We start from the raw sequence: 25,867 nt of genomic DNA on the forward strand, positions 1-25,867 counted from the left end.
CGGCCGATGGGTGCGGAATTTTCCGCGCACAGAGTGGTCATCCTGGGCACTGAAATCGACGCCGGCGTTCCCCAGAGATGCCGGTGGGAGACACATCCATGACAAGCGCCAATCCGGTCATTTCTTCCGACCGTGTCGAAGGCACGTCGGTCTACAACGCCGCCGGCGACAAGCTCGGCACCATCGACGAGATCATGATCGACAAGGTCTCGGGCCAGGTCTGCTATGCCGTGATGGAGTTCGGCGGCTTCCTCGGCATGGGCACCGACCGCTATCCGATCCCGTGGTCGATGCTCAAGTACGACACCGCGCAGGACGGCTACGTGGTGCCGCTCGACAAGGCGCAGATCGAGGGCGCACCGCGCTATGCGAGCGACCGCGTGCCCGAGTACGACGACACGTACAAGGGCACCGTCGACAAGTACTACGGGCTCTAAGCGCTTGCGGGCGCGGTCAGACTGAAGGCGGCCCACGGCATGCGCGACAGCGCCTGGTCCAGCGAAAGAAGCTGAGCCTCGGTCCGGAGCGTTTCGCCGGTCAGCACGTTCTCCAGCACCGCACCTTCGAGCCCCGCGGGCAGCCGCAGCGTGGTGCCGCGCCAGGCGCTGCCCTCGGGCAGCTTCGGCACGCCGTCCGCGCCGGCCCGCGCGATGCCGGTGAACAGCCGCCCCGCCAGCACGATCAGCATGCGCCCTTCGTGCCGCCGCGCGAACGCCACCACATGGCGCGCGAGCGGCCCTTCGACCGCGAGTCCTTCGTAGCCGCCGTCGCGGAACAGCGCCGGATCGTCGCGCCGCAGCGAGAGCATGCGCCAGATGAACCAGAGCTTGGCGCTGCCGTCGTGCGGCGCCGCGGCGAGTGCCTGCAGCCGCGCCGCGGCATCGGGCGCACCGGCAGCCGCCTGCAGCGCGGCCAGCCGCTCGCTGCGCAGCGCGTAATCGACCGGCCGCCGGTTGTCGGGATCGACCAGGCTCAGGTCGATCAGCTCGCTGCCCTGGTAGAGATCGGGCACGCCGGGCGAGCCGTACTTCAGCAGCGTGAGCGTGAGGCCGTTCCAGGCGCCGAACCACGACAGCCGGTCGGCCATGCGCTGGATGTCGGCGAGGCAGCCGTCCTCGTCGCGGTCGCCGAGGATGCCGTTCACCAGCGCCTCGAGCGCGGCCTCGTAGGCCTCGTCGGGCTGCGTCCAGCGCGTGCGCACCTTGGACTCGCGCGCCGCCTTGCGCATGTACTGCTGGATGCGCTCGGCGTACGCCGGCGCGGCCTCGGCATCGAGCCCGCCGAAGGGCAGCGTGCCGAGCAGCGTCTGGTAGAGCAGGTAGGCGTCGGCGCGCGAAGGCCCTTCGGCTTCGTCGCCGCGGCGCGCATGCCAGCGCACCAGCGCGTCGCGCCACTCGTCGGGCATTTCCGAGAGCACGTCGATGCGGTTGCGGACTTCCTCGGAACGCTTGTTGTCGTGCGTCGAGGTCGCGAGCATCGTGTGCGGCCAGTGGCGCGCGCGGTCGGCGCTGAGCGCATGGAACTCGTCGACGTCGAAGCCGAAATGATCCGGCTCGCCGCCCACCTCGTTGAGCGCGCTGAGCGGGAAGTAGCGGTAGAAGGCCGTGTCCTCCACGCCCTTGGCCGCCACCGGCGCGCTGAACTGCTGGAAGCGCATCGCGAAGCGGCGCACGCGCACGGCCAGCGCGGCCGGCGCGCCGGGCACCGCCTCGCCGCGCAGCGCGCGCCGCACGAAGCCGAACACCGAGCGGTCCGTGTCCTGGCTCTGCCGCTCGGCCTCGCGCGTGGCGGCATCGATGAAGTGCGCGTCCTGCGCCGAGGGTGCCTCGATCACGTAGGTGCGGTAGACCGGCATGCAGGCCGCCACCGCCGCCAGCGCGCGGCGCAGCGCATTGAGCGTGAAGTCGCGCGTGCTGCGGTCGGCGCGCGCGATGCGCAGCAGCTCGGTCGAGAGCACGTTGAGCTCCGAGGACAGCGCGCTGCGCATCACCTCCTGCTTGCCGGTGCGCGCGATGGTGTCGAAATCCCGCGGGTCGCGCGTGAAGGCGTGCCAGACGTCGCGCAGCGCATCGGCCGCGCCGGTGTCGAGCAGCACGCCGTTCGCCACGTTGGCGAAGCGGTAGCCGGTGGTGCCGTGCACATGCCATTCGAGCGGCACCTCTTCGTCGGCCGCGGCGATCTTCTCGGCCACCACGTAGAGCGGCCGCGCGGGCCGGCCCTCGGCGTCCGCGGGCGGCAGCACGAAGCCGGCGCGCCGCGCATGGCCTTCCTGCAGCTGCCGGAAGTAGCGCGCGGGATCGTACAGGCCGTCGGGGTGGTCGATGCGCAGGCCGTCCACCACGCCCGCGGCCGTGAGCTCGAGCGCGAAGGACTGGGTGGCCTCGAAGACCTCCTCGCGTTCCATGCGCACCGCCGCGAGTTCGTTGATGTCGAAGAAGCGGCGGTAGTTGATCTCGTCCGAGGCGACGCGCCAGTAGGCGAGCCGGTAGGCCTGCACCTCGATCAGGCGGTCCAGCTCGTCGCGCGCCTCCTTGGAGGGCAGGTTGAGTTCGGCCACGGCCGCGGCCACCGCGCGCACGACGGCGGGATGCGCCGCGGCCAGCCGCGCGAGCCGGGCCTTGAACAGCACATGGTCGCGCATGCGTTCGTCGCGCTGCGCCGGCGTCACCGCCTCGCGCGGCGGCAGATGGCCGAACGAGGTCGACAGGCTCGCGAGCTCGGCCGCGAGCGCCGGCTCCTTCAGGTGCGGCACCGCGCGTTCGAGCACGGCGGGATAGCTCTTGGGCGCGAGCGGAAAGCGGTGGTCGAAATAGCGCAGCGCGAAGCTGCCCTGCTCGGGCTCGAAATGCAGCACGAGTTCGCCGTTCTCCAGCACCTCGCCGTAGTGCCCGCCCAGCACCGGCAGCAGCACCTTGCCCGCGAGCTCCGGGTTGAGCGGATGCCAGTCGATGTCGAAATGCTGCGCGAAGCGCGAGGCCGGACCATGCTCGAGCACGTCCATCCACCAGGCGTTGTCGGCGCCGAGCACGCCCATGTGGTTGGGCACGAGGTCGAGCAACTGCCCGAGCCCGTTCGCGCGCAGCGCCGCGACGAAGCGCGCGAAGCCCTCGGCGCCGCCGAGTTCGGGATTGACCTCGGCATGGGCCACCACGTCGTAGCCGTGCGTGCTGCCCGCGCGGGCGCGCTGGATCGGCGAGCAATAGACGTGGCTCACGCCGAGCTGCGCCAGGTAGGGCAGCACGCGGATCGCGTCGTCGAAGCCGAAGTCCTTGTGGAACTGCAGCCGGTAGGTGGCGCGCGGCACGCGGGCCTGCTGCACCGGCACCGGCACGGGCTCGCCGACCACGGCCGGCCGCGGGCGCGCCGCGCGCAGCCCTTCGGCCAGACCCTGCATCGCTTCGCCGGCGACGAGCGACTGCACGCTCTGCGGCAGCTTGCGGCGCCAGTTGGGATGGGTGTCGATGGTGCCCGGCATGTTGGCCTGCTCCACCTCGCCCGCCACGTCTTCGAGCTGGAACACCATCAGCGCCGCGGGCGCGGCGGCCAGGAAGGCATGGACCGCCTGCATCACGCGTTGCGACGGCAGCGGCTGCGACAGCGCCTGCGCGGCCTCGTCGGGCGCGAGCAGTCCGGCGTCGCGCACCGCGAGCACCAGGCGAACGCGCTCCTGCGCGCGGTCGAGCAGTTGCGCATCGAACACCTTCGGATCGGGGAAGAGGCCGAGCGACAGCCGCAGCCGCAGATCGTGGCCGGCCCACCAGCCCGCCAGCGTGGCGAGGTCGTGCGTGCTCACGGCGACGAGCGCGGCCGGCGGATAGTCCGCGGGCGGCCTGAAACCGCCGCCCTGCTTCTCGAAATAGAGCAGCCGGTACGACAGCACGTCGGCGGCGGCGAGCGCGTGGCGCATCGCGTCCTCGACGGTGCCGAGGTCTTCGCCGACCACCAGGCAGCGCTGGCGGTGGCTCTCGACCGCGACGATCGCGAGCAGTTCCTCGACGGGATAGCGCACGTAGGCGCCGTCGTGCGGCCTGCGGTCGGGCGGAATCCAGAACAGGCGCATCAGTCCCATCGCATGGTCGATGCGCAAGGCACCCGCATGCCGCATGTTGGCGCGCAGCATCTGGATGAAGGGCGCATGGTGATGCAGCCGCAGCCGGTCCGGCCGCAGCGGCGGCAGCCCCCAGTTCTGGCCCGCGGGATTGAACTCGTCGGGCGGCGCGCCGATGCTCGCGCCGACGGCATAGCAGTCCTGCGCGGTCCAGGCGTCGGAGCCGCCGCGGTCCACCGAGACCGCGAGGTCGAGGTAGAGGCCGATGCCCATGCCGCGCGCCTCGCAGCGTGCGCCCGCGCGTGCGAGCTGATCCTCGGCAATCCATTGCAGGTACTGGTGGTAGCGCACCCGCTGCGCATGCCGGGCTTCGAAGACGCGCACCTCGGGCGCATCGAGGCGCCGATAGGCCTCGGGCCAGGCCAGCCAGCCCCAGCAGTCCGGATCGGCCGCGGCGAAATGCGCCTGCAGCGCCTCGAACAGCGCATGCCGGCGCAGCGCCTCGCCCTTCGCCGCAACGAAGGTCAGGAAGGCTTCGCCGCGCGCATCGGCCGCTTCGCCGACCGCCGTGAGATGCCGCGTTCGGAAGTGCTCGAACAGCAGTTCCAGCACCTCGGCCTTCGCGGCCGCGACGCCGGCATGGTCGACCAGCGGCGCCGCGCGCAGCGCCGCAAGACGGGCCTGGAAGCCCGGCGACGCGACCAGCGCACGCGCAGGCTCGCAGGCGGCGAAGTCGTCGACCGCCTCGACGTCGATGTAGAGCACGTTGATCCACTGCCGCGAGGAGGGGCTGTAGGGACTCGCGTGCCGGGGTTCGGTCGGGAACAGCGCATGCAGCGGGTTCAGGCCGATCACGTCGGCGCCCTGTTCCGCCATGCCGTCGATCAGGACCTCGAGGTCGCCGAAATCGCCCATGCCCCAGTTGCGCGCCGAGCGCAGCGCATAGAGCTGGACCGCCGGCCCCCAGACGCGGCCGCCGTCGCGCACCGCATGCGGCCGGTAGCAGCGGCCCGGCGAGGCGATGACCAGCGTCTCGCCCGCGAGGCCGTCGATCTGCAGCCAGTGGTAGCCCGCCGCGAGCGGGGGCGCGAGGTGCAGCGCGCAGCCGCCCTCGTGCGCGGGCTGCGCCTCGGCCTCGCCCTGCTGTTCGCGGCCGGCTTCGTCGCGCAGCCGCCAGCGCCGCCTGCCGGCCGCCTGCGAGGGCAGCAGCACGCGGCCGTGCGGCGCATCGGCCGCGAGCACCTGCACGGGCGGCATCGCCGGCAGCGACGAGCCGCCCGAGGCGGCATCGTCGAGTGCGTCGGCCGCGGCGGCGAGGTCGCCCGAGACGCCGAACTCGGCCAGCAGGGCTGCAAGGTTCTCGGCCGAGGCCGCGCGGTGCGTGCCGAACGCATCGTGGTAGGCGGCGGAGATGCCGTAGTGCCGGCACAGGCGTTCGAGCGCGGCCTGCGCGCGTGGATCCGAATCATGCACCGGTGATGTCCTCCAGGGTGGCATGCACCGCGCCGCGCTCGAGCTGCAGGCCGCCCGCGCCGTCGGCATGCGTGCCCATGCTGTGGATCACCTCGCCGGGCGGGGCCTCGGCCCGCGCCGAGGCCTGCGCGCCGAGATGCGCGACGAGGTGGAGGCGCCTCGCGGGGGCCGATGCGCCCTCGCCCTGGAATTCCCAGTGGATCTGCACAATGCCGTCCTTGCAGCGATGGCTGCCCGCGCCGCGCGCGCCAGCGAAGTGCGGCACCAGCAGCCGGTGCCGCGTCTCGAGCAGCTTCTGCATCTCGCACAGCCGCGCGAAATGCGGCTGTGCGCCGCGCTCGCGCCAGCGCAGCTTCGAGGCCAGGAAGGTCTGCTCCGCATTGGGATCGGGAATGCGCGCGCGCTCGGCCTCGTGGGCGAACGCGGCGAAGCCGCTGAACTCCGCGCGCCGCCCTTCGGCCACCGCGGTCGCGAGTTCCGGCCCGAAGTCGCAGAAGAACAGGAACGGCGAGGAGGCGGCGAACTCGTCGCCCATGAAGAGCATCGGCACGTGCGGCGACAGCAGCAGGCAGGCGAAGGCCGCGCGCAGCAGCACCGGGTCGGCGAAGGCGTGAATGCGCTCGCCGAAGGCGCGGTTGCCGACCTGGTCGTGCGTCTGCAGGTACGAGACGAAGGCGGTCGGGGGCAATTGCGTGCTCGGCTCGCCGCGCCGCTCGCCGTCGCGGAACGGCGAGGGCTGGCCCTGGTAGATGAAACCTTCGGCGAGCGCGCGCGCGAATCCCGCGGCCGGATCGTCGGCGAAGTCGACGTAGTAGCCGTCGCGCTCGCCGGTGGCGAGCACGTGCGCCGCATGGTGCAGGTCGTCGTTCCATTGCGCGGTGCCGGCCACCGGCCGACCGTCCTTGCCCCGTGCGAGCAGCGCGGCCTGGTTGGCGTCGTTCTCGAGCACCAGGTGCACCTGCCGCCCGCGCGCGGGGCCGGCGTCGAGCGCCGCGCGGATCTCCGCGACGATGTGCGTGGGCGAAGCGTCGCGGATGGCGTGGATCGCGTCCATGCGCAGGCCGTCGAAGTGGAACTCCTCGATCCAGTAGAGCGCGTTGTGGATGAAGAAGTCGCGCACGGTGCGCGCGCCCGGACCGTCGAAGTTGATCGCCGCGCCCCAGGGCGTGCGTTCGGCCGTGTTGAAGAACTCGGGGCAGTACGCATGCAGGTAGTTGCCTTCGGGACCGAAGTGGTTGTAGACCACGTCGACGAGCACCATCAGGCCAAGGCCGTGCGCCGCGGCGACCAGCGCCTTGAGCTCGTCCGGCGTGCCGTAGCTCGCGTCGGGCGCGAACTGCAGCACGCCGTCGTAGCCCCAGTTGCGCGCGCCCGGAAAGTCCGCGAGCGGCATGAGTTCGATCGCGGTGACGCCGAGCTCGGCGAGTTCGGCCAGGCGCTCGCGTGCCGCGCTGAACGTGCCCTCGTCGGTGAAGGTGCCGATGTGCAGCTCGTAGACCACGGCTTCGTGCCAGGGGCGGCCGCGCCAGTCGCCGTCGTTCCATTCGAACTGCCCGGGATCGACGATCTCGCTCGGGCCGTGCACGTCCTCGGGATTGAAGCGCGAGGCCGGGTCGGGCAGCGTGGTGCCGTCGGCGAGGCGGAAGGCGTAGCGCTCGCCGGGGCGTGCGTGCGCGAGCGTGAGGCGGTGCCATCCGTCGGCGCCGCGCGCCAGCGGATGCGTGGCGGCCGCGCCGCCGGCGGGCGTGTGCACCAGCGCGATGCCTTCGGCCGAGGGCGCCCAGAGCGCGAAGTCGACGCCGCCGGCATGCGGGGTAGCGCCAAAGGGCATGGAGTGGATGCGCTTCATGGTCGGACGTCCGGTCGGCTCAGCACCGCGAGCGAGCGGCACTGCAAGGGGTAGGCAGGTTCGGACCAGGCCGGCGCGAGCGCGGCCATGTCCTCGGTGGGGGGTGGCGGGGTGCCGCTCGCGGTGTCGAGCAGCAGGCGCCAGGCGCCATAGGTCGAGCTCGGCAGCGTGAACGGAATCTCGTCGTGGTGCGCGTTGAACAGCACCAGGAAGTCGTCGTCGTGCAGCGTCTCGCCGCGCGGTCCGCGGTCGGCGATGCCGCCGCCCGAGATGAACATCGCGAAGCAGCGCGCGTGGGCGTCGCTCCAGTCCTCGGGCCGCATCTCGGCGCCGTCGGGCCGCAGCCAGACGACGTCGGTCACGCTCTCCGTCTCCCCCGGGCCGCCCGCGAAGAAGCTGCGGCGGCGGAACGACGGATGGGCGCGCCGCAGCGCGATGACCCGCTCCACGAAGGTGATCAGCGCCTGCCGCTCGGGCGTGGGCGTCCAGTCGAGCCAGCTGAGCGGGTTGTCCTGGCAGTAGGCGTTGTTGTTGCCGTTCTGCGTGTGGCCACGCTCGTCGCCGGCCAGCAGCATCGGCACGCCCTGCGACAGCAGCAGCGTGGCGAGCAGGTTGCGCTTCTGGCGCTCGCGCAGCGCCTTGATCTCGGGATCGTCGGTCGGCCCCTCGGCGCCGCAGTTCCAGGAGATGTTGTGGCTGTGGCCGTCGCGGTTGCCCTCGCCGTTGGCCTCGTTGTGCTTGTCGTTGTAGGAGACGAGGTCGTTGAGCGTGAAGCCGTCGTGCGCGGTGATGAAGTTGATGCTGGCGGTGGGCCGCTTGCCCGACCATCCGTAGATGTCTTCCGAGCCGGAGAGGCGCTTGCCGACCTCGCCGATCAGTCCGCCGTCGCCCTTCCAGAAGCCGCGCATGCCGTCGCGGTACTGGTCGTTCCACTCGGCCCAGCCGGCCGGGAAGTTGCCGACCTGGTAGCCGCCGTGGCCCAGGTCCCAGGGCTCGGCGATCAGCTTCACGCCGTTGAGCGTCGGGTCCTGGCGGATCGCGTCGAAGAAGCCGCCGAGGTTCTCGACCTTGCCGGATTCGCGCGCCAGTGCCGAGGCGAGGTCGAAGCGGAAGCCGTCGACGTGCATTTCCTCGACCCAGTAGCGCAGCGAATCCATCACGAGCTGGAGCGCGCGCGGATGCTCGAGATTCACGGTGTTGCCGCAGCCGGTGAAGTCGTCGTAGTAGCGGCGGTTCTCGGCATTGACCATGTAGTAGGAAGCGTTGTCCACGCCCCGCATCGACAGCGTGGGACCGAGCTGGTTGCCCTCGCAGGTGTGGTTGTAGACCACGTCAAGGATCACCTCGATGCCCGCCGAGTGCAGGGTCTTGACCATGGTCTTGAACTCCTTCACCTTGCCCGAGGCGCTGTAGCGCGTTTCGGGCGCGAAGTAGGCGAGCGAGTTGTAGCCCCAGTAGTTCTGCAGCCCCTTCTCGGCCAGGTGCCGGTCGTTGAGGAAACTGTGCACCGGCAGCAGCTCGACGGTGGTGACGCCGAGCCGCTTGAGGTAGTCGACCACGGGCGCGCAGCAGAGGCCGCCGTAGGTGCCGCGCAGCGCGGTCGGCACCTCGGGATGGCGCATCGTGAAGCCGCGCACGTGCATCTCGTAGATCACCATGTTCTGCCACGGCACCGACGGCCGGCGGTCGTCGCCCCAGGTGAAGGCGGTCTCGAGCACGCGGCCCTTGGGCATCAGCGGCGCGCTGTCGCGGCGGTCGAAGGACAGGTCTTCGCGCTTGCTGCCGACGGTGTAGCCGTAGAGCGCATCGCCCCAGCGCAGCTCGCCGACCAGGTCCTTGGTGTAGGGATCGACCAAGAGCTTGTGCGGATTGAAGCGATGGCCTTCCTCGGGCTTGTACGGGCCATGGACCCGGTAGCCGTAGGCGAGGCCCGGCCGGGCCTCGGGCAGGTAGCAGTGCCACACGCCGTCGGTGCGCTCCCGGACCGGGATGCGCTGGACCTCGTGGCGGCCCTTCTCGTCGAAGAGACAGAGTTCCACGCCCTGCGCGTGCTGTGAAAAGAGCGCGAAATTGACACCCTCCCCGTCCCAGGTGGCGCCTCGCGGATAAGGTCGCCCCGGCCAGACGGCCGTGATCGGATTGCCTTTGCTGCTGCGTGTCATCAAGTTGCTGTCGACGGAAGAAAGAAGGAAGGCACGAAAGGAGGAAGCACGGGCCCCACGGCTCAGCGCGGCGGGCGCTCGCCGGGCGAGGCGGGCTTGCGCGGTACGCCGGCATCGATGCCGGTCGTGCCGGTGCGGCTGCCGTCGGCGTCCGGCAGGCGCGGCCACCAGCGTTCGATCTGCGCCGCGGCCCAGTCCTTGCCGGCGAGGCCGAAGGCCAGCGCGAGCGCGAACACGATGCCCGCGAGCACCACCAGGAAGCTCTCGCGCACGATGTCGCCGCCCACCTTCACCTGGTCCAGCGCGATCAGGATCACGAAGGCCATGACCGCATAGCGCGCGATGCGCCCGAGCAGCACCGCATCGCGCATCTCCACGCCGCGCAGGTAGCTCGACACGGCTTCGCCGACGAAGCGCGCGAAGTACGAGCCGAAGGCGAGCACCAGCAGCGCGACGAAGAGGTTCGGCACGAACCACACGACGCGGCCGAGCAGGTCGGCGATGTAGCTCAGGCCGAGCCCGTTGAAGGCCATGAGCAGCGCCGCGAGGATCACGAGCCAGTAGGCCATCACGCCGATCAGGCTGCTGGTGTCGCCGGACCAGCCGCCCTGGCGCAGGAAGTTGTCGAGGCCCGCGCGCTCGGTCAGCACGTTGAAGTTGATCGCGCGCAGCCCCCGCGTGACCGCGAAGCGCACGGTCTTGGCGATCAGCCAGCCGGCCAGCACCACCACGAGCGCGATGGCGAGCCTGGGCACGAAGGCGCCGATCTGGAAAAGCATTGCGTTCAGGGGTTCGAGGTGAATGCCGAAGCGGTCCATGTGTTTCTCCCGGGGGTGGCGGCGGTGGTTGCGAAGGAATGCGGCGGGCGCGGCGACGAGGCGCGGGCGGGCATCAGGCGGCCCGCTCCGGCGGCAGCATCGCGAGCACGCCGTTGAGCGGCACCTGCGCCCAGTCGGTGCGGTTGTTGAGCTCGTAGCGCAGCTCGTAGAGCGCCTTCTCGAGCTCGAACAGGGCCAGCAGCTCGGCGTCGAGCGGCTGCCCGGCGCCGCCCTCCTGCGCGAGCGCCTGCGCATAGCCGTCCATGAAGGCCTGCCGCGTGGCCTGCTCCCAGGCCGCGGCCGCCGGCGCGAGGTAGGCCGCCTCCTCGATGCTCTGTGCCACGCGGCGCAGCGCGGACCAGCGCGCGTAGTTGAAGGAGCGCAGCATGCCCGCGACGTCGCGCAGCGGCGATCCCTTGGCGCGCCGCTCGTCGAAGCTGCGCGCGGGCTCGCCCTCGAAGTCGATGATCACGAAGTCGTTGTCCTTCACCAGCACCTGGCCGAGGTGGAAGTCGCCGTGGTAGCGGGTCTTGAGGGCGCCCTGCGTCCGCGGCCGCCGTGCGGCGATCAGGGCCTGCAGCGCGCGCTCCATCGACAGCAGCGTCTGCGCATCGGCCTGCACCGGCGCGGGCAGCTGGGCGAGCCGCTCGCGCAGCAGCGCGAGCGTGGCGGCAACGTCGCTTCCCGCCTGCGCCGTGTAGCGTGCGACGTCCTCCGGCAGCAGCACCTCGGGCTCGAAGGCCGCGGCGCCGGTGCGCATCGCGAGCGCGTTGTGCAGCTCGGCGGTGCGCTGGCCCAGCACGGTCATGAGCGCGAGGAAGCCGCCGTGCGCCGCGAGCGGATCGGGCAGCGGCCCGGCGGTGGTCGCCACGTCGCGCAGGAAGCGGTCGAGGTAGTCGAGCGTGTGGTCCCAGCCGTCGCCCTGGTTCGGCACGTAGCCCTGCACCATCGCGAGCGTCATCGTGCGGCCGTCCTTGCCGATGTACTCGAGCGCCCCGAGCACCGGCACGCAGGCCGGGTACTTGGCGACCTCGGTCAGGAAGCGGCCCATCTCGAGTTCGGGGTTGAGGCCCTCGCGCAGGTTGCGGTAGCCCTTGAGGAACAGGGTCTCGTCGAGCGTGAGCACCGTGTTGCTGCTCACGCCGCTCGGGCGTCCCACCGGCAGGGCCGCGATGTCGGCCCGGATGCCCGCGAAGGCGGAGGTCGGCCGGAAGCGCAGGCTGCCGTTGGCGGTGGGCAGCTCCATGCCGTCGCGGATGGCCTGCACCAGCGCGCGGCAGAAGGCCTCGTCGTAGAAGGCGTCGCCCATGAGACCGACCTGCGCCTGCTGGCGCACCTTGGCGAGCGCGGCTTGTGCCACGCCGGCCATGCGCTCCTCGTCGCGCTCCTCCCAGGCCAGCGCGAGCGGCATGAAGTAGGTGGCGCCGCCGGAGGGCCCGTCGAGTTCGAGCAGCGGCAGCATCCAGCTCAGCCCGCCGGCTTCCCAGATCGCCTGATCGGCGAGGCGGGCGCGCGCGATCGGCGTGCCCTTGGAGGCATACCAGCGCTGGATCTCGATGTGGCGCGGCAGGACCTCGAGCTCGAACTGGTTGCGCATGCGCTCCGACATGCCGATGCGCCAGGGCATCACGCGGTCGCGGAAGAAGCTGGTCCAGCCGTCGAACAGCACCAGCGTGGGCCACTCCTGCAGCGCCACGCCCTCCTGGTGCCAGCTCGGCATCTCGGCATCGGACGTGAGCCGGAACCAGTAGAAACCGTACGAGGCCAGGGTGAGCAGGTACGGCAGCTCGCCGATCGGCGGGAACGCCGCGCGGCCGAGCATCTCGATCGGCACCCGGCCCTTGAACTCCGAGAGATCGAGTTCGACCGGCTGCGCCGCGCGCGAGAGGTTGAACACCGCGAGGATGATGTCGTCGCCGTACTCGGTCAGGTAGGCGAGGATCTTGCGGTTGCCGGGCTTCAGGAAGCGCCGCTTGCCGCGGCCGAAGGCATGGCTGGTCTTGCGCACGGCGAGCATGCGCTTGGTCCAGTTGAGCAGCGAGCTGCTGTCGCGTGCCTGGGCTTCGACGTTGAGCGCCTCGTAGCCGTACATCGGGTCCATGATCGGCTGCAGGTAGAGCCGCTGCGGATCGGCGCGCGAGAAGCCGGCGTTGCGGTCGGGGCTCCACTGCATCGGCGTGCGCACGCCGTTGCGGTCGCCCACGAACACGTTGTCGCCCATGCCGATCTCGTCGCCGTAGTAGATGATCGGCGAGCCCGGCATCGACAGCAGCATCGCGTTCATGAGCTTCACGCGGTCGATGTCGTTCTCCATCAGCGGCGCGAGGCGGCGGCGGATGCCGAGGTTAATGCGCGCGCGCATGTCGGCCGCGTACATGTTGTACATGTAGTCGCGCTCCTTGCTGGTCACCATCTCGAGCGTGAGCTCGTCGTGGTTGCGCAGGAAGATGGCCCACTGGCAGCCCTCGGGGATGTCGGGCGTCTGCTGCATGATCTCGACGATCGGATGCCGGTCTTCCTGCGCGATCGCCATGTACATGCGCGGCATCAGCGGGAAGTGGTAGGCCATGTGGCACTCGTCGCCGTCGCCGAAGTATTCGCGCACGTCCTCGGGCCACATGTTGGCCTCGGCGAGCAGGAAGCGGTTCTTGTACTGCGCGTCGATCGCGGCGCGCAGCTTCTTGATCACCGCATGGGTCTCGGGCAGGTTCTCGTTGCTCGTGCCGTCGCGTTCCACGAGGTACGGAATGGCGTCGAGCCGGAAGCCGTCCACGCCCATGTCGAGCCAGAAGCGCATCACCTTGAAGATGGCTTCGAGCACCGCCGGGTTGTCGAAGTTGAGGTCGGGCTGGTGGCTGAAGAAGCGGTGCCAGTAGTAGGCCTTGGCCACCGGGTCCCAGGCCCAGTTCGAGGTCTCGGTGTCGGTGAAGATGATCCGCGTGCCCTGGTAGATCTGGTCGGTGTCGCTCCAGACGTAGAAGTCGCGCTCGGGCGAACCGGGCGGCGCGTTGCGCGCGGCCTGGAACCAGGGGTGGTCGCTCGAGGTGTGGTTGATGACCAGCTCGGTGATCACGCGCAGCCCGCGCTTGTGCGCCTCGTCGAGCATCTCGCGGAAATCCTCGACCGTGCCGTACTGCGGGTTCACGTCCTCGTAGGCCGAGATGTCGTAGCCGTCGTCGCGCAGCGGCGAGGGGTAGAACGGCATCAGCCAGATGGTGTTGACGCCGAGCTCCTTGACGTAGTCGAGCTTGGCGGTCACGCCCTTGAAGTCGCCGAAGCCGTCGTTGTTGGTGTCGAAGAAGGCCTTGACGTTGAGCTGGTAGATCACCGCGTCGCGGTACCAGAGCGGATCGTCGCTGGTGTCGATCTCGACCGTTTCAAGCGCAATGTGGGAGACAGGTGCGTTCATCTTCTTGCGCCCTCACAGAAAGTAGTCGAAATCGCGTTCGTCGCTCTGGCGGCGCCGCACCACGAAGATGTGCGCGGGTCACGCTGTGCGGGTCGAGCCGCACGTAGTGCCACTCGCCCTGCCAGGTGAAGCGCTGGCCGCTCAGCAGGTCGTGCATCTGGAACTCGCGCCCGGGCTCGACGCCCACGCTCTTCGGGTCGAGGCCGATCCAGCCCGACTGCACGTTGTGCGGATCGAGGTTGACCACGGTGACGATCACGTTCTCCCCGCCTTCCGAGGCCTTGGCGTAGGCGAGCAGCTGGTCGTTCTCGACCGGCAGGAAGCGCAGGCTGCGGTCCCACTGCAGCGCCGGGTTCTCGCGCCGGATGCGGTTCACGCGCGCGATGAAGGGCGCGAGGCTCGAAGGATCGTCATGGTTCCAGTGCCGCAGCTGGTACTTCTCGGAGTCGCGGTACTCCTCGCTGCCGGGTTCGCGCGGCGTGTGCTCGCGCAGTTCGAAGGCCGGACCGTAGATGCCGTAGTTGGCCGCCAGCGTGGCGGCGAGCACCAGCCGCGCCATGTAGACCGAGGTCTCGCCGCCCTGCAGTTGCTCGTGCAGGATGTCGGGCGTGTTGGGCCAGACGTTGGGCCGGAAGTAGTCGACGCCGGGCGCGGTGGACAGCTCGGTGAAGTATTCGATCAGCTCCTGCTTGGTGTTGCGCCAGGTGAAGTAGGTGTACGACTGCGAGAAGCCCAGCTTCGCGAGCCGATGCATCACCTTGGGCCGCGTGAAGGCCTCGGCAAGGAAGATGACCTCGGGTTTCTCGCGCCGGATCTCGCCGATCACCCACTCCCAGAACGGGAAGGCCTTGGTGTGCGGGTTGTCGACGCGGAAGATGCGCACGCCCTCCCCGATCCAGTGCTCGATGACGCTGCGCAGCTCGGCCCAGAGGCCGCGCCAGTCCTCGCTCTCGAAGTTGAAGGGATAGATGTCCTGGTACTTCTTGGGCGGATTCTCGGCGTACTGCACGCTGCCGTCGGGACGCCAGCGGAACCAGTCAGGATGCGCCTTCACGTACGGATGGTCGGGCGCGCACTGGAAGGCGATGTCGAGCGCGAGCTCGATGCCGTGCGAAGCGGCCTGGTCACGCAGGTGGCGGAAGTCCTCGGGCGTGCCGAGCGCCGGCAGGATCGACTTGTGGCCGCCCTCGGCGGCGCCGATGGCCCACGGGCTGCCGACGTCGTCGGGGCCCGCGACCAGCGTGTTGTTCGGCCCCTTGCGCTGCATCCGACCGATGGGATGGATCGGCGGGAAATAGAGCACGTCGAAGCCCATGGCCGCGATCGCCGGCAGCCGCGCCTCCACGTCCTTGAAAGTGCCATGGACGCCGGGCGTCGCGCTCGCCGAGCGCGGGAACAGCTCGTACCAGGTGCTGAACCGCGCCCTTTCGCGCTCGGCCTCGAGCGGCAGCTCGACGGGATAGCGCACCTCGTGCCGGCGGTCGGGGTGGCGGCGCGCGAGCATCGCGAGTTCCTCGTCGAGCGCGAGCGCCTTGAGCGTGGTCACCTCGGAGGCCGGATTCGCGGCCACGGCATCGAGCTCGGTGGCCCAGTTCGCGAGCGCCTGCCGGTCGGCGCCCTCGGCGCGCTCGGCGGCCGCGGCGAGTTCGAGCGCACCCACCTGCAGCGCGATGCGCACGTCCTCGACGTCGACGCGGCGCGTGAGCTCGTGGCGCCACGATTCGAACGGATCGACCCATGCCACGACGGTGTAGACGTAGCGCCCGATCGCGGGCGGCGCGAAGCTGGCCTCCCAGACGTCGTTGACCAGCGGGGTCATCGGCACTTCGCGGAACTCGGCACGCCCGACGGGGCGCCAGCAGAGGTTGGCGCGCAGCACGTCGTGGCCGTCGGTGAAGCAGTGCGCCTTGACGTGCACCCGCTCGCCGATGGTGCACTTGACCGCGAAGCGGCCGTTGTCCACCGAAGGCAGGACGGCATCGACCACGGCGCGCCGGCTGCCGTCCTGGATGTCGGGGGCCACGAGGGCGGAAGTCTGGGGGGCTGCGAACAGTTTTTTCATCATCATGGGCGGTGCTCGAGGATCAGCGTGGACAACGGCGGCAGCGTGAGGCTGACCGCGTGACTGCGGCCGTGGGCCCGCACGGGCGCCGCCTCGACGCTGCCGAGGTTGCCCCAGCCGGAACCGCCGAACTCGACGGCATCGGTGTTGATGACTTCGGTCCAGAAGCCGCCCTTCGGTACGCCGAGCAGGTAGTTGGTGCGCGGCACCGGCGTCATGTTGCTCACCACCAGGAGCGGCGGTGCGCCGTCGCGCGCCTTGCGCAGGAACGCGAACACGCTGGCCTCGCTGTCGTCGGCGACGATCCATTCGAAGCCGGCCGGCGAGAAGTCCTGCTGGTAGAGCGCGGGCGAGGCGCGGTACACGCGGTTGAGCTGCGCGACGAGGCGCTGCAGGCCGCCGTGGTCCTGCAGGCCGCAGACCCACCATTCGAGTTCGCCGTCATGCGTCCACTCGCGCCGCTGGCCGAATTCGCCGCCCATGAAGAGCAGCTTCTTGCCGGGGTGCGTCCACATGAAGCCGAACAGCGCGCGCAGGTTCGCGAACTGCTGCCAGGTGTCGCCGGGCATCTTGTTGAGCAGCGAACCCTTGCCGTGCACCACCTCGTCGTGCGACAGCGGCAGGACGAAGTTCTCGTGGAAGGCGTACACCAGCGAGAACGTCAGCTTGTGATGGTGGTACTTGCGGTGGATCGGCTCTTCCTTCATGTAGGCGAGCACGTCGTGCATCCAGCCCATGTTCCACTTCTCGCCGAAGCCCAGGCCGTCCATGTCGGTCGGTCGCGAGACGCGCGGCCATGCGGTCGACTCCTCGGCGACGGTGAGCGTGTCGGGATGCTCGCGGTAGACGGCGCGGTTGAGCGTCTGCAGGAATTCGATCGCCTCGAGGTTCTCGCGGCCGCCGTGGCGGTTGGGAATCCATTCGCCGTGCTTGCGCGCGTAGTCGAGGTAGAGCATCGACGCGACCGCGTCCACGCGCAGGCCGTCGAGGTGGTAGCGGTCGAGCCAGAACAGGCCCGACGACACCAGGAAGCTGCGCACCTCGGTGCGCCCGTAGTTGAAGATGCTCGAGTTCCACTCGGGATGGAAGCCCTGGCGTGGGTCCGCGTGCTCGTACAGGTGCGTGCCGTCGAAGAAGGCGAGGCCGTGCTCGTCGGTCGGGAAATGCGAGGGCACCCAGTCGAGCAGCACGCCGATGCCTTCCTGGTGCAGATGGTCGACGAGGTACATGAAGTCCTGCGGCGAGCCGAAGCGCGAGGTGGGCGCGAAGTAGCCGGTGGTCTGGTAGCCCCACGAACCGTAGAACGGATGCTCGGTGACGGGCATGAGCTCCACGTGCGTGAAGCCCATCTGCTTCACGTAGGCCGCGAGTTCGTGCGCGATCTCGCGGTAGCCCATGAACTGGCCTTCGCGGCGCCGCCAGGAGCCCAGGTGCACTTCGTAGACGGACATCGGCGCGTCGAGCGCGTTGCGCGCCGCGCGCGTGGCCATCCATTCGGCGTCGTTCCACCGGTACGCGAGATCGCAGATGCGGGAGCCGGTCGCGGGCGGCAGCTCGGCGCAGAAGGCGAAGGGATCGGCCTTGTCGACCACGTAGCCGCCGAAGCGCGAGCGGATGCGGTACTTGTAGGCCTGCCCGGGTGCGGCCTGCGGCACGTGGCCGACCCAGATGCCGGTGCCGCCCGGTTCTGGCGTCAGCGGGTCGGCATCGCCGGACCAGTAGTTCCAGTCGCCGACGACCGACACCGATTCCGCGTTGGGTGCCCACACCGCGAAGCGTGCGCCGCCCTCGCTGGAAAGATGACAACCGAGATGGTCGTAGAGGCGGGCGTGCGTTCCTTCACGGAACAGGTAAGCGTCCTGCGCTTCGAAGCCTGAAGGCGGTTGAGTCACTGGCACCGGCTTCCTTTCTTTTCAGGGGGCCGGAACCGGGTGTTCAAAGGAACACGCGCTCGGTCTTCACACGGCCTGTATAGGAACTTACAAAAACATTCCGATGCACCGTGTCGGAGAGATGCCCGTCCCCTTGCGTGCCGTGCGGGGGGTACGTGATTTATGTCACGTTGTGATCAAAACATCCTCGAAGGTGGCACGGGGTGCCATGGCCCTCGGCTCGGCGCGCGGCGCGAAGTCGCTGACGCCGAGGTCGATCGGCCGGTTGGGATTGGCGCGGTAACGGCGCAGCGCAGCGGCGCCGATGGCATCGAAATGCGTCTTGCAGGTCTCCAGCAGCCGGTCGCCGATGTTCCGCGTGCCGAACACGTCGTGCAAGGTCTCCTCCGAGATCTGCGCGATGATCCGCGCCCCCTCGGGTCCATCCGGGTAGACGGCGAACCGGACGGTCGCCGTGTCGAAGCAGTAGATGCCCTCGAAATCCATGTGTGTCTCCTGGTGATTCGCTGTCATGGCGACTGGATTGGGCGCGGAACGAGGCACCGGGCGGGATGGATTTCCGCGCATGTTCAGGAAGGATGTGGCCTACATGCGTTGAGAATTTTGCGAATCGTAAATACGGCCGGGTAAGACTTGCTGCAATCTTTGGCCGAAGCGCCCGCGTGCGAGCAGGCCCTTCCACCCCGCGCCGCGCGAGCGAGGACGCGGCAGTTCGCCGGGATAGTGGATGCGCGCCAGTTCCTCGCGGCCCTTTTCGGTGATGGCGAGCACCTGGGCGGCGGGTTCCGCGCCCGCAAGCTTCAGCGGATCGGCCGGCGCGGGCACGAAGGCGATGACGAGGCCGGCCTGGCGAAGAATCCGGATCTCGTCGATCTCCTTCGGCGTGCGGAACGACACGGGAAGGCGGGATGCGGCAATCTGCTTGAGCAGCTCCATCGGCATGACAAATCTCCTTAGGTTTGGAATGACGACTGAGTGACTGACCGAGGGGGTTGTCGACGACCTTCGAAATAGGTCTTCGGGCCCGGTCTTCAAGGGGGTCTGCAGATTGGTTTTTTTCGCTGCGCCATGCGCGGCCATAGCATGCGCGCGATCGCGCGGGCGCTGCAAGCCCCTCTTGAAAAAAAGGTCGCCGCGCCTATTTCGCAGAACGGAAGCGCCGGAGACGCCTCCGGCCTCCGGTTCAACTTTTTTCTGAATGGAGGTTTCGCCATGTACCGATCCCTGTTCCCGCGCGACGTGTTCGCCGAGATGGATCGCCTGCAGCGCGAGATGCAGCAGGCCTTCGATCTGTCTCCCACCATCCGCGGCTTCGGCCGCAACGGCTTTCCTGCGCTGAACGTCGGCGGCACGCCGCAGAGCGTGGAGATCTACGCGTTCGCGCCCGGCGTGGATCCGTCCAGCCTCGAGGTCAGCCTCGAGCGCGGCCTGCTCACCATCGCGGGCAAGCGCGGCAACGCACTGCCCCCTTCCGATGAGAAGGCGGCGATCCACATCAACGAACGCTTCGAAGGCTCGTTCCGCCGGGTGCTGACCCTGCCCGACGATGCCGACCCCGACGCGGTCAGCGCCAGGTACCGCGACGGCGTGCTGCACATCAGCGTGCAGCGCCGCGCCTCGTCCCAGCCGCGCCGCATCACCATCCAGTGAGGCCGGGCCATCGAGAGCGAAAGAGAAAGAAGAGTGCGTGTGAAGGAAGAAAGGAGTGAACATCATGAACACCACCACCAGCACCACCCCATCGTCCCGCGTGGCCGACCCGCAGCAACAGCAACAGCGAGAGGTCGCGCGCAGCAACCGGGACGGCGCGCGCTACAGCGATGCTGCGCTGACGCCGCCCGTGGACGTGATCGAGGACAGCGGCGGCATCACGCTCTATGCCGACCTGCCGGGCGTCTCGCGCGAGAAGCTCGGCCTGCACGTGGCCTCGGACACGCTGACCATCGACGCCGAGTCCGACATCTCGGTGCCCGAGGGCCTGCAGTCGAGCCACACCGAGGTGGGCCTGGCCCGCTTCCGCCGCGTGTTCACGCTGAGCAAGGAGCTGGACACGGCCGCGATCACGGCCGAGCTCTCGCAGGGCGTGCTCAAGCTGCGCATTCCGAAGGCGGAACATGCCCAGCCGAAGCGCATCGAGATCCAGACCGCCTGAGCCCGCCGATGCCCGACCGCGCCGGAGGCGATCGACGATGACGACGACGAGGAACGGCACCGAGTCCCTCGCGCGCCTGCGCGCCGACGCCGCCGCCCTGAGCCCGCGCGCCGCGCACATCGCGCTCGCCCTCATGCCGGCCGTCGATCACCTGCCGGACGCGTGGAAGGCAGGCCTGCAGAAGACGCTCGCGCACCGCGCGGGGGCGGCGGCACCGCTGTCGCCGCTCGAATTCGACGCGATCCGCGTCACTGCCGCGAGCCTGCCGCATGCGTATCCCGAATGGGTGGTGACCGATCCGGAGCATCCGAAGGCGCGCGCGCTGATCGTGCATGCGTGGAAGGAGGCGGAGCGGCATCGGCTGGGCGCGGGGCGGCCGGGCGCCTAGCGGCAGCCCTCCGCCTACGCCGATGTGCGCATCGCCCTACAACACCCGCGCGGCCCCAAAAATAAGGTGGGTCGAAGACCAACACCATCCCCCGCGCAGCACATGGCCTTCGAGTTCTTCCGTGACCGCAAGCACGCCGGGCGTGCGCTCGCCCGCAAGCTGGCCGGCCATGCGGAGCGGCCGGACGTGATCGTGCTGGCGCTGCCGCGCGGCGGCACGCCGGTGGCGCACGAGGTGGCGCGTGCGCTCGGCGCGCCGCTCGACCTGTGGATGGTGCGCAAGCTCGGCATTCCGTGGAACGAGGAATACGCCATGGGCGCGATCGCGAGCGGCGGCGAGCAGTGGCTCGACGAGGTGATCGTGCGCGAGCTGGGCATCTCCCCCCGCTCCATCGACGAGGTCGTCGAACGCGAGCGGCGCGAACTCGAACGGCGTGAGCGCGTGTACCGCGGCGGCCGGCCGGCGCCCAGGCTGCGCGGCCGCGTCGCGATCCTCGTGGACGACGGGCTGGCGACCGGCTCGACCATGCGCGTGGCGGTGCGCGCGGCGCGCCGGCAGGAGCCGGCCCGCGTGGTGGTGGCGGTGCCGGTGGCGGCGCCCGAGGCCGTCGATCTGCTGCGCGCCGATGCGGACGAGGTGGTCTGCGTCCACGCACCCGACCCCTTTCTGGGCGTGGGCCGCTGGTACCTCGATTTCTCGCAGACACGCGACGAGGAGGTCTGCGCACTGCTGGAGGACGTGGACAGCCGCCACGCCGCCCTTTCGGCCTGAGGGGAGCGCGAACGATGGAGCCCTCGAGGATGCAGCAGGAGGCCGAGGCGCTGCGCCGGGCGGCGCACCCGCTGGACGGGAGCGCGAAGGACCACGACGCGCTGCTCGAGCTCGTCGGCGATGCGCACTACGTGCTGCTCGGCGAGGCCTCGCACGGCACGCAGGAGTTCTACGCCGAGCGCGCGGCGATCACGCGGCGGCTCTTCACCGAGAAGGGCTTCAACGCGGTGGCCATCGAAGGCGACTGGCCCGACGCCTACCGCGTGAACCGCTACGTGCGCGGCATCGGCGACGACGCGGATGCGCGCGCGGCCGCTGGCCGGCTTCCGGCGCTTCCCGACCTGGATGTGGCGCAACGAGGAAGTGGCCCGCTTCGTCGAGTGGCAGCGCGCCTTCAACGACGCCGGGCCGCCGCAGGGCCCCACCGGCTTCTACGGCCTCGACCTGTACAGCCTGCTGGCCTCGATCGAGGCCGTGCTCGCCTATTTCGACCGCACCGATCCCGAAGCGGCACGGCTCGCGCGCGAGCGCTACGGCTGCTTCGACCGCTTCGGCGACGGCGGCCAGGTCTACGGCCTGATGGCGGGACTGGGCAACGCGCCCTCGTGCCGCAAGGAAGTGGTCGAGATGCTGGTGGAGATGCGGCATGCGGCCGGCAAGGCCTGGCGCGGGGGCGACCCGGCCAGCGAGGAAGACGCCTTCGACGCCGAGCAGAACGCGCGCCTGGTCAAGAACGCCGAGGCCTACTACCGCTCGATGTACCAGAGCGACGTGTCCTCGTGGAACCTGCGCGACCGCCACATGGCCGAGACGCTGGGCGAGATCGAACGGCACCTGTGGCGCGGCAGCGAGCGCCCGCGGATCGTGGTGTGGGCGCACAACTCGCACCTGGGCGATGCGCGCGCGACCGAGATGGGCGAGCAGCGCGGCGAACTCAACCTCGGCCAGCTGGTGCGCGAGCGCCAGGGCCGCGATGCGGTGCTCGTGGGCTTCACCACCCATGCCGGCTCGGTGATGGCGGCCTCCGACTGGGGCGCGCCGCACGAACGCAAGGAGGTGGTGCCCTCGCGGCCCGACAGCTACGAGGGCCTGATGCACGAGACCGGCCTCGCGCGCTTCATGCTCCCGCTGCGTGGCGGCGGCGACCATGCGTCCGCGCTGCGCGAGCCCCGGCTGGAGCGCGCGATCGGCGTCATCTACCGCCCGGAGACCGAGCGCCAGAGCCACTACTTCTTCGCCCGCCTGCCGGTGCAGTTCGATGCGCTGGTGCATGTGGACACCACGCGCGCAGTCGATCCGCTGGACCGCGACGAGGCCGCGGCGCCGGACGGCGAGGTGCCCGAGACCTATCCCTCGGGCCAGTGAGCGCGCCGCGGCATCACTGCGCGACCACCACGCCCTCGAGCGGCTGCAGCACCAGATCGCCCCGCACCGTGCCGGTGCGGTCGGCATGGGTCGATGCGAGCACGACGGCCGCGTGCGGCAGCAGGTCCGATGCGATCGGCATGTCCGCCGTGGCGAAATTCAGCAGCACCACGAGCCGCCGCGCGCCCGAAGTGCGCGCGTAGGCGAGCACGTCCGCGCCCGCGTCGAGCTGCTCGTGCGCGCCCTCGTGCAGCGCGGGCTCGTGGCGGCGCAGCGCGATCAGGCGCCGGTAGAGCGCGAGCATCGAGGCCGGGTCGCCCAGCTGCGCTTCGACGTTGCGCATGCCCCAGTCGGCGCCCAGGCGCAGCCACGGCGTGCCGGTGGTGAAGCCCGCGGCATGCGCCCGGCTCCACTGCATGGGGGTGCGCTGCGGATCGCGGCCGAGCCCCCTGCCCGGCTGGTTCTTCTCGAATGGGTCCTGCACTTCCTCGGGCGGGATCGGCACGTCGGTGAGGCCGATCTCGTCGCCGTAGTAGAGCGTGGGCGTGCCGCGCAGCGTGAGCAGCAGCATCGCCGCGAGCCGCGCGCGCTCCTGTCCCACGCGGCTGGCGATGCGCGGCTTGTCGTGGTTGCCCAGCACCCAGTTGGGCGCGGCGCCGCGCGGCAGCGCGGCCTCGTAGCTGCGCACAATGCGGTCGATCTCCGCCGCATGCCAGGGCGCCGCGATGAGCTGGAAATTGAAGGGCAGCTGCACGCCCTGCAGCACCCCCTCGGCATCGAGGCCGTAGTAGGCCATGAGGCGCTCGAGCGGCAGGTAGAGCTCGCCGATCAGCACGCGCGCCGAGTCGGCGGTGCTGAAGGCATCGACCACGCGCCGCATCTCGACCACGATGTCCTGCATCTCGGGCCGGTCGGTGGTGTAGAGCGGCAGCAGCCGGTGCGAAGGATCCTGCCCCGGCGCGAAGGCCGGGTTCGGCGGGTTGTCGCGGAACTGCGCGTCCTTCACGAGGTGGTAGAGCACGTCGACGCGGAAACCGTCGACGCCGCGCCGCAGCCAGAAGCGCAGCACCTCGTACATCGCCTCGCGCACCTCGGGGTTGCGCCAGTTGAGGTCCGGCTGCTCCTTGAGGAACGAGTGGCCGTAGTACTGGCCGGTGGCTGCGTCGAAGGTCCATGCCGGCCCGCCGAAGTTGCTGAGCCAGTTGTTCGGCGGACCGCCGTCCGGCGCCGGGTCGCGCCACAGGTACCAGTCGCGCTTCGGGTTCGTGCGCGAGGCGCGGCTCTCTGCGAACCACGGGTGCCGGTCCGAGGTGTGGTTGGGCACGAAGTCGAGCACCAGCTTCAGGCCGCGCGCCTTGCATTCGGCCGCCAGCGCGTCGAAGTCGGCCAGCGTGCCGAAGCGCGGGTCGACGTCGCAGTAGTCGGAAATGTCGTACCCGAAATCGGCCATCGGTGAGGGGTAGATTGGCGAGATCCAGACGGCGTCCACGCCGAGGTCGACCAGATAATCGAGCCGCTTCCGGATGCCCCGCAAGTCGCCGATGCCATCACCGTCGCTGTCCTGGAACGAACGCGGATAGATCTGATAGACGATTCCGTTCTTCCACCATGCATCGGCCGACATCGAAGAAACTCCTTTCGTGTGGTTGCGAGGGCGCCCGTCCTGTGGAGACCGCAGCGCATGATCAATGACCTCTGGTACAAGAATGCCGTCGTGTACTGCCTGTCGGTCGGGACCTTCATGGACTCGAACGGCGACGGCTGCGGCGACTTCGAAGGCCTGACGCGGCGGCTGGAATACCTCCACGGCCTCGGTGTCACCACCCTGTGGCTGATGCCCTTCCATCCCTCGCCGCGGCGCGACGACGGCTACGACGTTTCCGACTTCTACGACGTCGATCCGCGCTTCGGCACCCTGGGCGACTTCGTCGAGTTCACGCACTCGGCCAAGCAGCTCGGCATGCGCGTGCTGATGGACCTGGTGGTCAACCACACCTCCGACCAGCATCCGTGGTTCCAGGAGGCGCGCAAGAGCCGGAAGTCAAAATACCACGACTGGTACGTCTGGTCGGACCGCAAGCCGCCCCGCTACACCGACGGCGTGGTCTTTGCGGGCGTGCAGAAATCGACCTGGACCTTCGACAAGCTCGCGCGGCGCTGGTACTTCCACCGCTTCTACGACTTCCAGCCCGACCTGAACACCGCCAACTCCGCGGTCCAGGCCGAGGTGCTGAAGATCATGGGCTTCTGGACCCAGCTCGGCGTTTCGGGCTTTCGCATGGACGCGGTGCCCTTCGTGATCGGCGCGAAGGGGCCGAAGGTGATCCGGCCGACCGAGAAGTTCGACCTGCTGCGCCAGTTCCGCGAGCTGCTGCAGTGGCGCCAGGGCGACGCGATCATCCTCGCCGAGGCCAACGTGCTGCCCAGGGCCAACATGGCCTACTTCGGCGAGGAAGGCGAACGGCTGCACATGATGTTCAACTTCCAGGTCAACCAGCACCTGTTCTATGCCCTCGCCGTCGGCAAGGCGCGCCCGCTCGCCAACGCGCTCGAGGCGACCCGGGCCCGGCCGCCGACCTCGCAGTGGGGCATGTTCCTGCGCAACCACGACGAACTCGACCTCGGCCGCCTACGCCCCGCCCAGCGCCAGCGGGTGTTCGAGGCCTTCGGGCCCGACAAGGACATGCAGCTCTACGACCGCGGCATCCGGCGCCGGCTCGCGCCCATGCTCGGCGGCAACCGCCGCCGGCTCGAACTCGCCTACAGCCTGCTGCTCACGCTGCCCGGCACGCCGGTGATCCGCTACGGCGACGAGATCGGCATGGGCGACGACCTGAGCCTGCCCGAGCGCAACTGCGCGCGCACGCCGATGCAATGGTCCACCGAGCGCCAGGGCGGCTTCACCACCTCCTCCAAGCCGGTGGTCCCGGTGATCACCGGGGGCGCCTACGGTTTCGAGCACGTCAACGTGGCCGCCCAGCGCCGCGACCCCGATTCGCTGCTCAACTGGATGGAACGCGTGTTCCGCATGCGCAAGGAAGTGCCGGAGATCGGCTGGGGCGACTACGAGGTGATCCCGAACCCGGAGCCTTCGGTGCTCGTGATGCGTTACGAATGGCGCGGCAACGCGGTGGCCTTCGTCCACAACCTCGAGGCCAGCCCGTTCGAGATCAAGATCGACGCCAAGGCGCTGGGCCCGCACGGCACGCAGCTCGTGAACCTGCTGTCGAACGCGCACAGCCGGGCCGACGCCAAGGGGCGCCACTGCATCCTGCTCGAACCCTACGGCTACCGCTGGTTCCGGATCGGGGCGCTCGACTACCTGCTGAAGCGCGAGGAAATGTGATCCGCCTGATGTTGTTAACACAGCGACATATGGGGAATGCACGACACACCTGTAACCTTGCTTCTGACACACTACACGGGCGGCGCGGATCTCCCACGCGGTGCATGTCCTTGCAATGAATTCACCACCAGG

15 protein-coding genes and 2 pseudogenes are annotated in these 25,867 nt (G+C 69.6%); 7 read left to right on the top strand and 10 right to left on the bottom strand.

What is annotated here, in order from left to right:
- Nucleotides 1-98 precede the first annotated feature (98 nt).
- Nucleotides 99-437 carry a PRC-barrel domain-containing protein gene (locus M2165_RS24430; protein ID WP_280817148.1) on the top strand — a complete coding sequence of 113 codons (339 nt, stop codon included), beginning with the start codon at nucleotides 99-101 and terminating at the stop codon, nucleotides 435-437.
- Here M2165_RS24430 and M2165_RS24435 read toward each other — a convergent pair.
- The 9 genes and pseudogenes from M2165_RS24435 to M2165_RS24475 form a co-directional block, all read right to left on the bottom strand.
- Nucleotides 434-5,521 carry a malto-oligosyltrehalose synthase gene (locus M2165_RS24435; RefSeq protein ID WP_280817149.1) on the bottom strand — a complete coding sequence of 1,696 codons (5,088 nt, stop codon included), beginning with the start codon at nucleotides 5,519-5,521 and terminating at the stop codon, nucleotides 434-436. The two genes, M2165_RS24430 and M2165_RS24435, sit on opposite strands and share 4 nt — an antisense overlap.
- Nucleotides 5,514-7,370, bottom strand: coding sequence for a malto-oligosyltrehalose trehalohydrolase (treZ, locus tag M2165_RS24440; RefSeq protein WP_280817150.1), 1,857 nt, complete (start codon nucleotides 7,368-7,370; stop codon nucleotides 5,514-5,516). The genes M2165_RS24435 and treZ overlap by 8 nt, the downstream gene beginning before the upstream one ends.
- Entirely contained in the window at nucleotides 7,367-9,532 is a 2,166-nt protein-coding gene (gene glgX, locus M2165_RS24445; protein WP_280817151.1) for a glycogen debranching protein GlgX, read from the bottom strand. The genes treZ and glgX overlap by 4 nt, the downstream gene beginning before the upstream one ends.
- 62 nt (nucleotides 9,533-9,594) lie before the next feature.
- Nucleotides 9,595-10,350: a hypothetical protein gene (locus M2165_RS24450; RefSeq protein WP_280817152.1), complete on the bottom strand. Its 756-nt coding sequence runs from the start codon at nucleotides 10,348-10,350 to the stop codon at nucleotides 9,595-9,597.
- A gap of 73 nt (nucleotides 10,351-10,423) precedes the next feature.
- The gene (treS, locus tag M2165_RS24455; RefSeq protein ID WP_280817153.1) at nucleotides 10,424-13,759 is read right to left on the bottom strand and encodes a maltose alpha-D-glucosyltransferase; all 3,336 of its coding nucleotides are present in this window, start codon (nucleotides 13,757-13,759) and stop codon (nucleotides 10,424-10,426) included.
- Nucleotides 13,760-13,771: 12 nt separating this feature from the next.
- Nucleotides 13,772-15,821: pseudogene (locus M2165_RS24460) on the bottom strand (alpha-1,4-glucan--maltose-1-phosphate maltosyltransferase).
- A 2-nt stretch (nucleotides 15,822-15,823) separates the two neighbouring features.
- A complete protein-coding gene (gene glgB, locus M2165_RS24465; protein ID WP_280817154.1) occupies nucleotides 15,824-17,719 on the bottom strand; it encodes a 1,4-alpha-glucan branching protein GlgB in 1,896 nt (631 codons plus the stop codon).
- Between the two features lie 159 nt (nucleotides 17,720-17,878).
- The gene (locus M2165_RS24470) at nucleotides 17,879-18,199 is read right to left on the bottom strand and encodes a hypothetical protein (protein WP_280817155.1); all 321 of its coding nucleotides are present in this window, start codon (nucleotides 18,197-18,199) and stop codon (nucleotides 17,879-17,881) included.
- Nucleotides 18,200-18,298: 99 nt separating this feature from the next.
- Complete coding sequence (locus tag M2165_RS24475) at nucleotides 18,299-18,655, bottom strand: hypothetical protein (protein WP_280817156.1); 357 nt, start codon at nucleotides 18,653-18,655, stop codon at nucleotides 18,299-18,301.
- A gap of 270 nt (nucleotides 18,656-18,925) precedes the next feature.
- Between M2165_RS24475 and M2165_RS24480 the strand changes: the two genes are divergently transcribed.
- The 5 genes and pseudogenes from M2165_RS24480 (at nucleotide 18,926) to M2165_RS24500 (ending at nucleotide 22,389) form a co-directional block, all read left to right on the top strand.
- A complete protein-coding gene (locus M2165_RS24480) occupies nucleotides 18,926-19,363 on the top strand; it encodes an Hsp20/alpha crystallin family protein (protein ID WP_280817157.1) in 438 nt (145 codons plus the stop codon).
- 64 nt (nucleotides 19,364-19,427) lie between these two features.
- On the top strand, nucleotides 19,428-19,865 hold the full coding sequence (locus M2165_RS24485; protein ID WP_280817158.1) for an Hsp20/alpha crystallin family protein: 438 nt from the start codon (nucleotides 19,428-19,430) through the stop codon (nucleotides 19,863-19,865).
- Nucleotides 19,866-19,902: 37 nt separating this feature from the next.
- A complete protein-coding gene (locus tag M2165_RS24490) occupies nucleotides 19,903-20,253 on the top strand; it encodes a hypothetical protein (RefSeq protein ID WP_280817159.1) in 351 nt (116 codons plus the stop codon).
- Nucleotides 20,254-20,355: 102 nt separating this feature from the next.
- Nucleotides 20,356-21,024, top strand: a complete 669-nt coding sequence (locus M2165_RS24495) for a phosphoribosyltransferase family protein (protein ID WP_280817160.1) — start codon at nucleotides 20,356-20,358, stop codon at nucleotides 21,022-21,024.
- A gap of 14 nt (nucleotides 21,025-21,038) precedes the next feature.
- Nucleotides 21,039-22,389, top strand: a pseudogene (locus tag M2165_RS24500) (erythromycin esterase family protein).
- 13 nt (nucleotides 22,390-22,402) lie between these two features.
- Here the strand turns inward: M2165_RS24500 and M2165_RS24505 are convergent.
- On the bottom strand, nucleotides 22,403-24,013 hold the full coding sequence (locus M2165_RS24505; RefSeq protein ID WP_280817161.1) for an alpha-amylase family glycosyl hydrolase: 1,611 nt from the start codon (nucleotides 24,011-24,013) through the stop codon (nucleotides 22,403-22,405).
- A gap of 57 nt (nucleotides 24,014-24,070) precedes the next feature.
- Between M2165_RS24505 and M2165_RS24510 the strand changes: the two genes are divergently transcribed.
- Nucleotides 24,071-25,735 carry an alpha-amylase family protein gene (locus tag M2165_RS24510; RefSeq protein WP_280817162.1) on the top strand — a complete coding sequence of 555 codons (1,665 nt, stop codon included), beginning with the start codon at nucleotides 24,071-24,073 and terminating at the stop codon, nucleotides 25,733-25,735.
- Nucleotides 25,736-25,867: the final 132 nt, after the last annotated feature.

This window comes from Variovorax sp. TBS-050B, assembly GCF_029893635.1.
GTDB lineage: Bacteria > Pseudomonadota > Gammaproteobacteria > Burkholderiales > Burkholderiaceae_C > Variovorax.